General features: G+C 63.7%; 13 protein-coding genes. 6 read left to right on the top strand and 7 right to left on the bottom strand.

Annotated features, from left to right (window positions below):
* The gene (locus VF716_RS14370; RefSeq protein ID WP_013982312.1) at positions 1–486 is read left to right on the top strand and encodes a YchJ family protein; all 486 of its coding nucleotides are present in this window, start codon (positions 1–3) and stop codon (positions 484–486) included.
* A 60-nt stretch (positions 487–546) separates the two neighbouring features.
* Here VF716_RS14370 and fpr read toward each other — a convergent pair whose 3' ends face one another.
* Positions 547–1,323, bottom strand: a complete 777-nt coding sequence (gene fpr / locus VF716_RS14365; RefSeq protein WP_013982311.1) for a ferredoxin-NADP reductase — start codon at positions 1,321–1,323, stop codon at positions 547–549.
* Between the two features lie 112 nt (positions 1,324–1,435).
* Here fpr and VF716_RS14360 point away from each other — a divergent pair, with 112 nt between their 5' ends.
* Positions 1,436–2,362 (top strand): LysR family transcriptional regulator, encoded by a 927-nt coding sequence (locus tag VF716_RS14360; RefSeq protein ID WP_013982310.1) that lies wholly within the window; start codon positions 1,436–1,438, stop codon positions 2,360–2,362.
* A gap of 18 nt (positions 2,363–2,380) precedes the next feature.
* On the opposite strand, the gene erdR is transcribed toward VF716_RS14360, so the two are convergent.
* Complete coding sequence (gene erdR / locus VF716_RS14355; protein ID WP_125919072.1) at positions 2,381–3,031, bottom strand: response regulator transcription factor ErdR; 651 nt, start codon at positions 3,029–3,031, stop codon at positions 2,381–2,383.
* Positions 3,032–3,275: 244 nt separating this feature from the next.
* On the opposite strand from erdR, the gene VF716_RS14350 reads away from it, so the two are divergent.
* Positions 3,276–4,187: a DMT family transporter gene (locus VF716_RS14350; protein WP_011912678.1), complete on the top strand. Its 912-nt coding sequence runs from the start codon at positions 3,276–3,278 to the stop codon at positions 4,185–4,187.
* A 4-nt stretch (positions 4,188–4,191) separates the two neighbouring features.
* Here VF716_RS14350 and VF716_RS14345 read toward each other — a convergent pair whose 3' ends face one another.
* Positions 4,192–4,911 (bottom strand): tRNA-uridine aminocarboxypropyltransferase, encoded by a 720-nt coding sequence (locus tag VF716_RS14345; RefSeq protein WP_045158481.1) that lies wholly within the window; start codon positions 4,909–4,911, stop codon positions 4,192–4,194.
* Positions 4,912–5,036: 125 nt separating this feature from the next.
* Between VF716_RS14345 and VF716_RS14340 the strand changes: the two genes are divergently transcribed.
* The gene (locus tag VF716_RS14340) at positions 5,037–5,432 is read left to right on the top strand and encodes a quorum-sensing-regulated virulence factor family protein (RefSeq protein ID WP_019407135.1); all 396 of its coding nucleotides are present in this window, start codon (positions 5,037–5,039) and stop codon (positions 5,430–5,432) included.
* A 54-nt stretch (positions 5,433–5,486) separates the two neighbouring features.
* Here VF716_RS14340 and VF716_RS14335 read toward each other — a convergent pair whose 3' ends face one another.
* Positions 5,487–7,904 carry a xylulose 5-phosphate 3-epimerase gene (locus tag VF716_RS14335; protein WP_053527534.1) on the bottom strand — a complete coding sequence of 806 codons (2,418 nt, stop codon included), beginning with the start codon at positions 7,902–7,904 and terminating at the stop codon, positions 5,487–5,489.
* Positions 7,905–8,036: 132 nt separating this feature from the next.
* On the opposite strand from VF716_RS14335, the gene VF716_RS14330 reads away from it, so the two are divergent.
* Positions 8,037–9,446 carry an MBL fold metallo-hydrolase RNA specificity domain-containing protein gene (locus VF716_RS14330; protein WP_017244602.1) on the top strand — a complete coding sequence of 470 codons (1,410 nt, stop codon included), beginning with the start codon at positions 8,037–8,039 and terminating at the stop codon, positions 9,444–9,446.
* A gap of 112 nt (positions 9,447–9,558) precedes the next feature.
* The gene (locus VF716_RS14325) at positions 9,559–10,650 is read left to right on the top strand and encodes an LOG family protein (RefSeq protein ID WP_020308684.1); all 1,092 of its coding nucleotides are present in this window, start codon (positions 9,559–9,561) and stop codon (positions 10,648–10,650) included.
* Positions 10,651–10,726: 76 nt separating this feature from the next.
* Here the strand turns inward: VF716_RS14325 and recX are convergent, their stop codons facing one another.
* The 3 genes from recX to VF716_RS14310 form a co-directional block, all read right to left on the bottom strand.
* On the bottom strand, positions 10,727–11,194 hold the full coding sequence (gene recX, locus VF716_RS14320; protein ID WP_013982303.1) for a recombination regulator RecX: 468 nt from the start codon (positions 11,192–11,194) through the stop codon (positions 10,727–10,729).
* Between the two features lie 6 nt (positions 11,195–11,200).
* A complete protein-coding gene (gene recA / locus VF716_RS14315) occupies positions 11,201–12,247 on the bottom strand; it encodes a recombinase RecA (protein WP_014596281.1) in 1,047 nt (348 codons plus the stop codon).
* Between the two features lie 83 nt (positions 12,248–12,330).
* Complete coding sequence (locus VF716_RS14310; protein WP_014596280.1) at positions 12,331–12,828, bottom strand: CinA family protein; 498 nt, start codon at positions 12,826–12,828, stop codon at positions 12,331–12,333.
* Positions 12,829–12,904: the final 76 nt, after the last annotated feature.

Below are 12,904 nucleotides of genomic sequence, written 5' to 3'. Positions count from 1 at the left end.
ATGAGCGAACCGCGTCCGACCGACCTGAACTGCCCCTGCGGCAGCGGCGATGCCCTCGGCGAATGCTGCGGGCGCTATCACGCAGGCATGGCCGCGCCGAGCGCCGAGCTATTGATGCGCTCGCGCTACAGCGCTTATGTACTGGGGCTGGTGGACTATCTGCGGGCCACTACGCTTCCCGCGCAGCAGGATGAACTGGATGTAGAGGGGATGCGCCGCTGGAGCCTGGAGAGCACCTGGCTGGGGCTGGAGGTAAACGAAAGCAGCGTGCTGGGCGGCAAGCCCGAGCATGCGCTGGTGACCTTCACCGCCCGCTGGCATGACCAGAGCGGCGAACATGCCCACCAGGAGCGATCGGCATTCGTCCAGCGGGACGGGCGCTGGTATTTCATCGATCCGACGGTACCGCTCAAGGCCGGCCGCAACGACCCCTGCCCCTGCGGGAGCGGTCTGAAGTTCAAGAAGTGCTGTGCGGCTTACCTCTGAGCGGTGCGGAGCATGAGCGGACGTGCCGCTGCGTGACAGCGGCGACATGAGCCCAGTCGTTTACTTCTCGACGAAGGCCCGCTCGATCAGGTAGTGCCCCGGATCGCCCATGCGCGGCGAGACTTTCAGACCGAAGCTGTCCAGCACCTGGCTGGTTTCATCCAGCATGCTCGGACTGCCGCAGATCATGGCGCGGTCATCTTCTGGGTTGATCGGCGGCAGGCCGATGTCACTGAACAGTTTGCCGCTGCGCATCAGATCGGTCAGACGGCCCTGATTCTCGAACGGTTCGCGGGTCACGGTCGGGTAGTAGACCAGCTTGTCCTTGACCGCTTCGCCGAAGAATTCGTTTTGCGGCAGGTGTTCGGTGATGAACTCGCGGTAGGCGACTTCATTGACGTAGCGAACGCCGTGCACCAATACGACCTTCTCGAACCGCTCATAGGTTTCCGGATCCTGGATCACGCTCATGAACGGCGCCAGGCCCGTACCGGTGCTAAGCAGATAGAGGTGCTTGCCGGGCAGCAGATCGTCCAGGACCAGCGTGCCGGTCGGCTTGCGGCTGATCATGATCGAATCGCCTTCCTGCAGATGCTGCAGCCGGGAGGTCAACGGGCCGTCCTGCACCTTGATGCTGAAGAATTCCAGGTACTCTTCGTAATTCGGGCTGGCGATACTGTAGGCGCGCATCAGTGGACGCCCCTCGACCTCCAGGCCGATCATCACGAACTGACCGTTCTCGAAGCGCAAGCCTGCATTGCGAGTGGTCTTGAAGCTGAACAGCGTATCGTTCCAATGGTGCACACTGAGAACGCGCTCTACGTTCAGGTTGCTCATGCTGCGAATTCCTCATGGTGTCGCGACGGACGTCGATAATGACGGCAGTCTAGCGAGCGGAGCCATATTCGTTAACTGGATAATAAAGATATAGGTTATCGGTTATATAGATATGCATTTCACGTTGCGCCAGATCGAAGTTTTCGCCGCCATTGCTCGCCAGGAAAGCGTATCCAAGGCTGCACAAAGCCTGTCGCTGTCCCAGTCGGCAACCAGCACGTCACTGGCCGAGCTGGAGCGGCAATCCGGCTGCCAACTGTTCGACCGGGCCGGCAAGCGGCTCTGCCTGAACGCGCTGGGCCAGCAGCTGCTGCCGCAGGCGGTCGCCCTGCTGGATCAGGCGCGGGCCATCGAGGATCTGCTGAACGGCAAGAGCGGGTTCGGCTCGCTCGCGGTGGGCGCCACGCTGACCATCGGCAACTATCTCGCCACGCTGTTGATCGGCAACTTCATGCAGCGCCACCCGGAATGCCGGGTCAAACTGCACGTCCATAACACCGCGCATATCGTGCATCAGATCGCTCAGCACGAACTTGATCTTGGTCTGATCGAGGGTGACTGCCAGCATCCCGATCTGGAAGTGCAGCCCTGGATCGAGGACGAGCTGGTGGTGTTCTGCGCACCGCAACATCCGCTGGCCGGACGCGATGCGGTGGATCTCGCGGAACTGTCGGGCGAGGCCTGGATTCTGCGCGAGCAGGGTTCGGGAACGCGTATGACCTTCGAGCAGGCCGTGCGGCACCGCCCGGGGAAGCTGAACGTGCGCCTGGAACTGGAGCACACCGAGGCGATCAAGCGCGCCGTCGAATCGGGCCTTGGCATCGGCTGCATCTCGCGACTGGCGCTACGCGATGCGTTCCGCCGCGGCAGCCTGGTGCCGGTGTCGACACCGGAGCTGGATCTGCGACGCCAGTTCTATTTCATCTGGCATACGCACAAGTACCAGACCGCGGCGATGCAGGAGTTCGTCGAACAGTGCCGGGCGCTGACCTCTGGCGTGCGCCGCAGCGATGAAATCCAGCTGCCGCCGATCGCCTGAAGCGCCGGCGGCAGCGGTTCAACTGGTGGGAATGGAACCCATCTGCTGCAGCAGCAAGGCCGCCTGGGTTCTGGTGCGCACGCCGAGCTTGCGGAAGATGGCGGTCACATGGGCCTTGATGGTCGCTTCGGAAACGCTGAGTTCATAGGCGATCTGCTTGTTCAGCAGGCCATCGCAGACCATCGTCAGGACGCGGAATTGCTGCGGCGTGAGGCTGGCCAGTCCGGCGCTGGCCGCCTTGGCTTCCTCACTGACATTCGCTTCGTCCTGAATGTTGCTCGGCCACCAGACGTCCCCTTCCAGCACGGCCCGTACGGCCTCCTGGATCGTCTCGAGCGAACTGGACTTGGGGATGAAACCGCTGGCACCGAACTCGCGCGAACGCGCAACGACCGCCGCGTCTTCCTGAGCCGAGATCATGACCACCGGCAGATGCGGATACTGCCCCCTCAGCAGCACCAGACCGGAAAAGCCATAGGCCCCCGGCATGTTCAGGTCCAGCAGGACCAGATCCCAGTCGGCACCCTGGCTCAGAAAGCCTTCCAGTTCGGCGATGCTGGCCGCCTCCACCAGACGTACGTTCTCACCAAGCCCCATGGTGAGCGCCTGCTGAAGCGCACTGCGGAAAAGCGGGTGATCATCGGCAATGATAATTTCGTAAGCAGCCATTGGCAGACCTGTAATTTTTATTGGCGCTTTTCATCGGCTTGAGCAGCCGATGCCGACAAGATGACGGCAGAAGACCCCGTAAAACCGCTCCGGGGGTGGTCCGATGTAGATTTTCAACTGACAGACCGAATATCGGCCGCCCGCTGCAACAAATCAAGCGGCGCAAGCATGCCCACCGATGAATAAGTGGTCAAGCGCGGCGCTTTGTAGCAAAGTCTGCGACTTTTCCCTGACGAGCCGAAACATGCGTAGCCAAGCCCTCCGCGCCGACTTCCTGATGCTGATCACCGCCATGATCTGGGGGACCGCCTTCGTGGCCCAGCGCATCGGCATGGACAATATCGGCCCGTTTCTTTTCACCGGTCTGCGCTTCGCCCTGGGTGCCCTGGCGCTGCTTCCTCTGGTGATCTACCAGGGGCGCACTGCGGCCCGGCACGAGCCCTTCCTGCAGCGCGGCCTGATCCTGGGCGGCCTGAGCATGGGCCTGGCGCTCACCCTGGGGATCAATCTGCAGCAGGTCGGCCTGCTGTTCACGAGCGTGACCAACTCAGGCTTCATTACCGGCCTTTATGTGATCGTTGTGCCGTTGCTGGGGCTCGCCATCGGGCACAAGACCGGTCTGGGTACCTGGCTCGGTGCGTTCCTCGCGGTGGCCGGCATGGCATTGCTGAGCATCGGCGAGGACTTCACCGTCGCCTCGGGCGACTGGATTCAGCTGGCCGGCGCCTTCGTCTGGGGTGTGCACGTGCTGCTGGTGAGCTTCTTCGTCAGCCGTCATGACGCCATCCGGCTGGCCTTCCTGCAATTCGCGACCTGCGCGGTGGTGAGCCTGTTGCTGGCGCTGATCTTCGAAGACATCAATCCGGCCAGCATCTGGCTCGCCGGCCCGGCCCTCATCTATGGCGGACTGTTCGCGGTAGCGGTCGGCTACACCCTGCAGGTCGTCGCACAGAAGCATGCGATCGCCTCCCACGCGGCCATCATTCTGTCGCTGGAAGCGGTCTTTGCGGCAATCGCCGGCGCCCTGTTCCTCGAGGAGAGTCTGACCCTGCGTGGCTACATGGGCTGTGTACTGATGTTCATCGGGATGCTTGCCGCACAGCTGTGGCCGCGCAAACCGGAACCGCTGGCTACCGCTGCCCCGGCCAAGGCCTGAGGCCTCACTCCGCCCCGTCAGGTACCTGCAGTGCCCGGTGCGCAGCGTTGTGCAGATCCGGCTGGCGATGGTGCTTGGCGCCCAGATAGTGTTCGGTGAACACGTCGAGCCAGGCGTCCAGTGTGTTGGCTGCAGCCGAATCCCCGGCCAGCTCCAGACAGAGCGCAGCCACCTCGGCGGTGCACAGATGATCGCTGCGGGTCGAGCGCCGCAGCCGATAACGTGACAAGGCTTCGGGCTGCAGGCTCAGCACCGGCAAACCGTCCAGATAGGGGCTTTTGCGAAACATCTTGCGCGCCTCGGTCCATGTTGCATCCAGCAGGATGAACAGGGGCCGCTTGTCTGGCTGTCGCTCGACTCGCTCGACCACCCGCTGCGGGGCCGCATATTCACCGGGAAAGATCACCAGCGGCTGCCATTGCGGATCGGCCAGCAGATCCAGCAAGCGCGGATCGACCCCGGTGCGCTGCCAGGTGAAGGCGAAGGTATCCGGCACCACATCGGCGATCAGCCAGCCCGTATTGCTCGGCTTCAACGGTTCGATGTCGTGCATCAACAGGCACACACCGCACTCGCTGTCGACCCTGGGCAGCCAAGGGCACAGGCAATGGCTGAACGGTACTCGGCAACGCAGACAGCGCGGTGCTCGCGAGCCGCGCGCGACGAAGGGCTTCAGGCTTTTCGCCAGGCGCTCGTCGCGCAAACGGGCTACGGCATGGGGCATGGATCGACTCGGGATTGACGGCGGAGCGCGGCAGTCTACCAGCGCGAACAGGGCGGCGGCATGGCGGACGAATGAACCGGGCCACGGCCCGCCGGTCGAACTAGCGCAGTCATAAGGAGACCGCCATGTATCGTCTGACCACCCTGCTCGCCCTGAGCCTCGCCCTGCCCATTGCCCATGCCGCCTCGCTGCAAGAACAGCAGCTGAGCCAGTTGCTCGATCAGGTAGCCCGCGAAAGCAACGTCGGCACGCCTCGAGCGATCAACGAAGACATCCTCGACCAGGGTTACACCGTAGAGAACAACCAGCTGGTCAACCACCTCAGTGTGCAGCCACGCCATGCAGCGCAGATGCGCGACAACCCCGCCGACGTGCGCAGCCAGCTCGCGGTCAGCGTCTGCGGCAACGAGGGGCTGCGCAAGCTGATGAGCCAGGGCGCGGTGCTGCGCTACGACTTCAGCGAATACCAGAGCAACAAGCCCATCGCCAGCGAGCGCTACACCGCCGCAGACTGCAAGTAAGGCTGCAAGAAATGGGCGGGAGCGGCGGACACGCCGCATCCCGCCGGGCCGAACTCAGCCTTTGTCGTGCCGCAGGATCTGCGGATCACCCTTGCCCGCCACCGCGGCAGCTTCGTCCCGAGTGAGCAATGCGGTACGCGGCACGTTGCGCAACCGCGCACAGGCTGCCAGCACATTGGCCCAGCTGGCGCGGTTGGCGAACTGCATGCCGACCTCGTCCAACGTGCCGCCACGGTTGCGATAGCCGAGTGCCGAGCACTTGCGAGCGTCCGGCAGGATCGGCCACAGGTGGCCGCGCGCGACTTCCGGGCGCATGTGGGTCAGCAAGACACGCATCTCCATCGAGTCCGGAAACAGTCGTTCCGCCACCCCCTCGCTTGCCCGTGCCTCGACTTCCCAATGATCGCGCGGCCCGCGGAAGCGACCCGGCTCCTGCAGATAGACCAACCGGTAGGCGCAGTCGGCCTCCTTTAGCCGCTTGGCGGCGCGGAGCATCTCGCCCAACTGGTAGCTGCCGTTGGCGATCAGCAGCAATGCCTCACTGCCCGGCACCTCCTCGACCACAATGGCGCCATCGCGGGCCAGCTGCTCGGCCTGTTGCCGATTGAAGTAGCACGGCCGGTCGCGCTTGGGCATGACCATGCAGGCCAGTTCGCCACGCGCCTGATAGATCGAAGGCAGCAGCGCCAGAGCACTGTTGTGGTCCGCCGGGAAAAGCACGCGGACCATGTCGTTCATTTCGCCGAGCAGCGCCTCGCAGAAGGTGGTGTCCTGGTGCGACTGCTGATTCTTGCCGTTCTCCCAGGTATGCGACGTCGCGATCAGCGGCCACCCCAGCCAGCCTGCCGGCCTGCCGATCTCCTTCTGCTGACGGGAGAAGATGATGCTCTGGCGCACCACGCCGAGCATCTTCACGCAGAACGCCTCATAGCTGGCGACGAGGTTCAACCCGCCCTGGTTGGCCAGGCAGGCGGAGACCACGGCCTCTTCGTTGAGCGCGGTGATGACGGCGCCGTCGATCGCCTCCAGTTCGCTCTCCGGCTCAATCACACGGTGCTTGAGCGCCTTGAGCACGCCACCCAGCCGGTTGCTCGCCAGCTCGTCAGGGTTGCCCACCCGTGGTCGCAGCGAAGGGTTGGCCTCGGTCAGCTCGACGAAGAAGCGATCCACCGCGGCCATCGGCGAGCAGGCATCGTCACGATACTTGAGCTGCGGGATGACCGGCGCCGGCGGGCGCCGCAGAGCCAGCGGATTGTCGCGTTCGAGCAGGCGTCCCTGACGGCTGCGCACAAACAGCTCGAGGGCCGCCTGAAGATCGCCCTGCGGCACGAAAAGCCGCGCCGTATGCTCGTTGAACAGGTTGCGGGACACCTCGTCTAGGCGCGGGTTGCCCGGCAGCGGCAGGTTGTGTGCGGCATTGCTGCCCGCGCCATAGAAGCCGAAGCCCTTGACCGTCTCGGCAATGCCGTAGGGAATCGGCAATGGATAGTTGAGGATGCCGCGTGCCTTTTCCTCCACGCGGCGCTCCAGGCGCAGCTCCATTTCCCAAAGGGTCGCGACGAATGCGGCCGGGTCGCGCCCATCGAACGGCATCGGATCGAAGCCGCATTGGCTCAAGTGCTGGCGAAAATCCTCCAGGCCCTGCTCGGTCCCCAACGCCGTTCGCTGCTCGATTCGCCGGCCGTTGGCGATCATCACTGGCAGCGCCACACCGCAATCCTCGGCCCGCCACCAGCGTGGAATCCAGTCGCTGCCGCGCTGTTCTTCGGCCGCACCATCGGACAGGAACGCCACCAGCGTCTCGCCGGGCAGCGGCATGTGGGCATATTGAAGCTCGGCGAAGCCCAGATAACCGCCTTCGGCAATCCCACCGGCGGTATGCGGATTGACATGACTGCCCAGCGGCGCCAGTGGGCTGCCATCGGCGGCCTGGCGATAACCGTAGAAGTCCTGCAGCAGGCGGTTGATGCCCGCTTCGCCGCCAGCATAAGCCTGCGCCTGCTCGGGGTGCAGATTGCCGGTCAGCAGGTTGAGTGCGTCGACCGCAGCCACGCAATGGCCCTGCCCCATCAGCCAGGCTCGGGTACGGCCGGTCAACGCATTGAGCGCCAGATAGCCGGCATAGGCAGGCACCATGTTCAGCGCGCCGCCGGTATGGCCTTCGGGATTGGTCTTGAAGTCGTCGGCCGCCAGCGGCGTGCCGTCCAGGTGCACCTGCTGCGCATAGGTCATGTGCACCACCAGCCAGAGGCCGGCGCTGGCAACGCGATCGACCGCCTGCAGCAGTCGATAGACGCTCGCCAGATCCGGCTGATGTCCTGCCTGTACCAGCTGATGGGCCAGACGGAACACCGCCGCCTGGGTCTCCAGCGCGTGCTCGAACGGCCCGAAGCCGCCACGCCAGGTGGCGAACTCCGGTTCGGCTTGCGCGTGTTGATCCAGCTCGACGAGGCTGGGCAGTAGCTGACTCATGGGTTCACTCCGTTGGTAAGCGGGATGTGCTGTAGTCTAGGCAGGGCTCGTTTGGTTATCTCTGATATGTATCAAGTGGTCGTGGCAACCGAGCGGGCACAGTGGACATCATCGTACGAACAGGAAGGCAACATGGCTTTGCTCAGTTTTCTCGGTGCCATTCAACAGGTAACCGGCTCCTGCTACCTCATTGAGACACACGACGGCGCAAGGGTTCTGCTCGAATGCGGCATGCATCAGGGCCGCCGGGAGGAGGAAAGCGACAACCGCGCCGCTTTCGCCTTCGATCCGAAGAGCCTGGACGCCGTGATCCTGTCTCATGCCCATATCGACCACAGCGGGCTGCTGCCACGGCTGGTCGCCCTCGGCTACCGCGGCCCGGTGCACTGCACCGAGGCGACAGCCGAGCTGCTGGAGCTGATGCTGCTGGACTCGGCGCAGATACAGGAGAAGGACGCCGAGTGGGAAAACAAGTGGCGCGCGCGCATCGGCAAGCCCATGGTTCAGCCGCTGTACACCCGCGTCGATGCGGAGCGAACCCTCGGGCAGCGCGCCCCTCACCCCTACGGCGAAACCTTCGAGGTTGCCCGGGGCGTCGCGGTGACCTTCCACAATGCCGGACATATCCTCGGGTCATCCATCGTCCAGATGGATGTACACGACCATGGCAGGACGCGGCGACTGGTCTTCTCGGGTGATCTGGGCAATGTCTGCTCACCGCTGATGCCCGCCCCGACGGTGCTCAAGGAGGCCGACGTGGTGCTGATGGAGTCGACCTACGGCGACCGCGACCATCGCAGCCACGAGGACACCATCGAAGAGCTGGCCGGTATCCTGCAGCAGGCCCACCGCGACGGCGGCAACGTGCTGATGCCTTCCTTCGCCGTTGGACGCACGCAGGACCTGATCTACTACCTGGGCCGCTTCTACCGTGAAGGGCGACTGCCGCAGCAGGCAGTGTTTCTCGACAGCCCCATGGCCATCGGCGCCAATGCCATCTACGCACATTACAAGGACCAATTGGACCTCAACGGCATCGATCCGGCCTTGAGCGGCGCCAGTGGCAAGCTCTACGCCGAGCGCTGGCTGCCGATTCTCAAGTCCACGCCGACACCCGAAGAGTCCATGGCGATCAACCGCTTCAAGAGCGGCGTGATTATTATCGCGGGCAGCGGCATGTGCACCGGCGGGCGCATCCTGCATCACTTCAAACACAACCTCTGGCGCGAGGAATGCCACCTGGTCATCCCGGGTTTCCAGGCCAGAGGCACTCTGGGCCGCGCGATCGTCGATGGTGCCGGCAGCGTCAAGCTGCTGCACCAGCGCATCGCGGTGAACGCCAAGGTGCATACCCTCGGCGGTTTCTCGGCCCACGCCGGCCAATCGCAGCTGATCGACTGGGTGAGCAACTTCGAGAATCGGCCGGAGCTCTACCTCGTCCACGGCGAAACCGAAAAAATGCAGGTCCTGCAACAAGCCATCCGGGATCGTCTTGGCTGGGAAGCCCGCATTCCGGAACTCGGCGATCGCATCGCGCTCTGAGCGGGACGGCTGGCCCGAGCCTCCGCGCCCGGGCCACCAGCGGCCGCCAATGCTTGAGCCCACCGGCCGCAGCCTATAGCCTGAACGCGACGCCCATACATGGAGATGTTGTATGTCCTTTGATCCGGATGACTATCTGTCGCGACACTTCCAAACCAGCGGCGCCGAACTGGAGAGCAAGATCGATGAGCTGGCGGCCATGGTCGTTCCGGCCAACAGTCCCAACCTGCCGCTGTATCGGGAAATGCTGGTGACCGTCACACGCATGGCGCAGGCCGATCGCAGCCGCTGGGACGCCAAGATCCTGCTGCAGACCATGCGCGAGATGGAGCATGCATTCAGCCGTCTCGATCAGTTCAAGCGCCGGCGCAAGGTCACGGTATTCGGTTCCGCGCGCACACCGGTCGAACATCCGTTGTACGCCCTGGCGCGTCAGCTGGGCGCCACGCTTGCGCACTACAACTTCATGGTCATCACCGGTGCCGGTGGCGGCATCATGGCGGCCGCCCACGAAGGGGCCGGTCGCGACAACAGCCTGGGCCTGAACATCACCCTGCCGTTCGAGCAGCACCCCAACCCGACGGTTGGCGGTACCGAAAACCTGCTCTCGTTCCACTTCTTCTTCGTCCGCAAGCTGTTCTTCATCAAGGAGGCGGATGCCCTGGTGCTCTGCCCTGGCGGGTTCGGCACCCTGGACGAGGCACTCGAAGTGCTGACACTGATCCAGACCGGCAAGAGCCCACTGGTGCCCGTCGTGCTGCTCGACGAACCCGGTGGCACTTACTGGAAGGATGCACTGCGCTTCATGCGCGGCCAGTTGGAAGAGAATCGCTACATCCTGCCCAGCGACATGTGTCTGATGCGCCTGGTGGATGATGCCAACGAGGCGGCGAAGGAGATCGCCAACTTCTACCGCAACTTCCACTCCAGCCGCTGGTTGAAGGATCGCTTCGTTCTACGCCTGAACCACAAGCTCAACGAACAGGCCATGGAATACCTGAACGAGGAATTCGTCGACCTGTGCCTGACAGGCTCGTTCGAACAGCAGAACTGCTGTGAGTCCGAACTGGACGAACCGGAACTGCAGCGACTGCCGCGTTTGAGCTTCGTATTCAACGGCCGCAACCATGGTCGATTGCGCGAGCTCACCGATTACGTCAACGAACCGGCCAACTGGGTGCGGCCGCTGGACAACGAGGACTGAGGGCGCGCCAGCGCCACGGCTCAGCTCTGTCGAACTGCGAAACCGCATCAGGCACGCCTGCGCTCGAACCCAGCGATCAATCAGCCGAACCATTGCCTCGCAACAGGCGGCTGATCAACTCCAGCGGATAGCCGCGATAGCTGAGAAAGCGCCCCTGCTTGGCGCGCTCCCGCGCATCCGCCGGCAGGCTTCCGGCGAACTTGCGTTGCCACAGCTCTCGCAGCTGCTCGCTCCAGTCGAAGCCACTGTCGCGCAACGCCTGCTCGATATCCGCGCGTGGCAATCCGCGCTGCGCAAGCTCTTCACGGATGCGCAACGGCCCATAGCCGGCGTTGGCTCGACTTCTGACGAAACTTTCGAGGTAACGGGATTCCGACAGCAGGCCCTGTTCGCAGAGGCGATCCAGAGCCTGTTCGATCAGATCAGGCGGGGCGCCACGCTGGCGCAACTTGCGGGCCAGCTCGACACGACCATGTTCGCGGCGAGCCAGCAGGTCCATGGCTGCCCGCCGCACCGCGACGGGGTTATCGAGCACGGCGGCCATGGGGAATCAGAGATCGGCGTCGACCAGGTCTTCGCTGACCACGTTCGCCTTGCTGCTACCACCGGAAACCACCAGCAGCTTGTCGCGGATCTGCTGTTCGATTTCGCGACCGATTTCCGGGTTGTCTTCCAGGAACTTGGCGGCGTTGGCCTTGCCCTGGCCGATCTTGTTGCCTTTGTAGGCGTACCAGGCGCCGGACTTCTCCACCAGCCCCTGCTGCACGCCGAGGTCGATGATCTCGCCGTTGCGGTAGATGCCCTTGCCGTAGAGGATCTGGAACTCGGCCTGACGGAACGGCGGGGCCACCTTGTTCTTCACCACCTTGACGCGGGTTTCGCTGCCGACCACCTCGTCGCCTTCCTTCACCGCGCCGGTACGACGGATATCCAGACGAACCGAGGCGTAGAACTTCAGCGCGTTACCACCGGTGGTGGTTTCTGGGCTGCCGAACATCACGCCGATCTTCATGCGGATCTGGTTGATGAAGATGACCAGGCAGTTGGCGTTCTTGATGTTGCCGGTGATCTTGCGCAGTGCCTGGGACATCAGACGGGCCTGCAGGCCGACGTGGGCATCGCCCATCTCGCCTTCGATTTCGGCCTTGGGCACCAGCGCGGCCACGGAGTCGACGATGATCACGTCGACCGCGTTGGAGCGCACCAGCATGTCGGTGATTTCCAGAGCCTGTTCGCCGGTATCCGGCTGCGAAACCAGCAGGTCATCGACATTCACGCCCAGCTTGCCGGCGTAGTCCGGGTCGAGCGCGTGCTCGGCGTCGACGAAGGCACAGGTGGCACCCATCTTCTGCGCTTCGGCAATCACCGACAGCGTCAGAGTGGTCTTACCGGACGATTCCGGACCGTAGATCTCGACGATCCGGCCCTTCGGCAGGCCGCCAATGCCCAGCGCGATGTCCAGACCCAGCGAGCCGGTAGAGATGGCCGGGATCGCCTGGCGATCGTGATCGCCCATGCGCATCACTGCACCCTTGCCGAACTGCTTTTCAATCTGGCCCAGGGCTGCAGCCAAGGCGCGCTTCTTGTTCTCGTCCATCGAATCCTCACTTGATCAAGAGGGCCGGAGGCCACAACAACTGTATAAGTAGACAGTATTAGAACATAGGCAATTTAGCTCGCCTAGCCCCGAACCGGTTTTTCTCCGACGGTCAGCGCGAGCAAGCCGCACAGGGCGGCAGCGACGGTCTGCTCGCGCACGGCCTGGCGATCGCCGCTGAACAGGTAGCGTTCGGTATGCAGATCAGGCCCATCGGCCCAGGCGATCCAGACTGTCCCCACCGGCTTTTCCGACGACCCGCCGCCCGGCCCGGCGACGCCGCTGACGGCCACGGCGAAGCGCGCCTCGCTGTTCTGCTGAGCGCCTCGTGCCATCGCCTGCACCACTTCGCGGCTTACGGCGCCGACCTGATCGAACAGCGCCGCCGGCACGCCTAGCTGGCGGGTTTTCTGCGCGTTGGAATAGGTGACGTAGCCCGCCTCGAACCAGGCCGAGCTGCCGGCTATGCGGGTGATGGCCTCGGCGATGCCGCCGCCGGTGCAGGATTCCGCGGTAGTGACCTGCGCGCCCAACCGATGCAGAGCCTCGCCCAATCGTGCGGCCAATTCAGTGAGATTCATCGACACCCCGGCAACATGCAAAGTGGCAGTTACCCTACACCAGCCCGCTGTCGAGTTCAGCCCGTCCCCCCTGCCA

Source organism: Stutzerimonas sp. Brlt_14 (assembly GCF_051948915.1).
GTDB lineage: Bacteria > Pseudomonadota > Gammaproteobacteria > Pseudomonadales > Pseudomonadaceae > Stutzerimonas > Stutzerimonas stutzeri.
The sequence above is the reverse complement of the archived record's forward strand: the minus strand, read 5'-3'. Positions and strand labels throughout refer to the sequence as shown.

What these genes read in the sequence shown, in the direction of transcription:
- VF716_RS14370 (WP_013982312.1), top strand. Translation starts at nt 1, where the DNA reads ATGAGCGAACCGCGTCCGACCGACCTGAACTGCCCCTGCGGCAGCGGC.
- fpr (WP_013982311.1), bottom strand. Translation starts at nt 1,323, where the DNA reads ATGAGCAACCTGAACGTAGAGCGCGTTCTCAGTGTGCACCATTGGAAC.
- VF716_RS14360 (WP_013982310.1), top strand. Translation starts at nt 1,436, where the DNA reads ATGCATTTCACGTTGCGCCAGATCGAAGTTTTCGCCGCCATTGCTCGC.
- erdR (WP_125919072.1), bottom strand. Translation starts at nt 3,031, where the DNA reads ATGGCTGCTTACGAAATTATCATTGCCGATGATCACCCGCTTTTCCGC.
- VF716_RS14350 (WP_011912678.1), top strand. Translation starts at nt 3,276, where the DNA reads ATGCGTAGCCAAGCCCTCCGCGCCGACTTCCTGATGCTGATCACCGCC.
- VF716_RS14345 (WP_045158481.1), bottom strand. Translation starts at nt 4,911, where the DNA reads ATGCCCCATGCCGTAGCCCGTTTGCGCGACGAGCGCCTGGCGAAAAGC.
- VF716_RS14340 (WP_019407135.1), top strand. Translation starts at nt 5,037, where the DNA reads ATGTATCGTCTGACCACCCTGCTCGCCCTGAGCCTCGCCCTGCCCATT.
- VF716_RS14335 (WP_053527534.1), bottom strand. Translation starts at nt 7,904, where the DNA reads ATGAGTCAGCTACTGCCCAGCCTCGTCGAGCTGGATCAACACGCGCAA.
- VF716_RS14330 (WP_017244602.1), top strand. Translation starts at nt 8,037, where the DNA reads ATGGCTTTGCTCAGTTTTCTCGGTGCCATTCAACAGGTAACCGGCTCC.
- VF716_RS14325 (WP_020308684.1), top strand. Translation starts at nt 9,559, where the DNA reads ATGTCCTTTGATCCGGATGACTATCTGTCGCGACACTTCCAAACCAGC.
- recX (WP_013982303.1), bottom strand. Translation starts at nt 11,194, where the DNA reads ATGGCCGCCGTGCTCGATAACCCCGTCGCGGTGCGGCGGGCAGCCATG.
- recA (WP_014596281.1), bottom strand. Translation starts at nt 12,247, where the DNA reads ATGGACGAGAACAAGAAGCGCGCCTTGGCTGCAGCCCTGGGCCAGATT.
- VF716_RS14310 (WP_014596280.1), bottom strand. Translation starts at nt 12,828, where the DNA reads ATGAATCTCACTGAATTGGCCGCACGATTGGGCGAGGCTCTGCATCGG.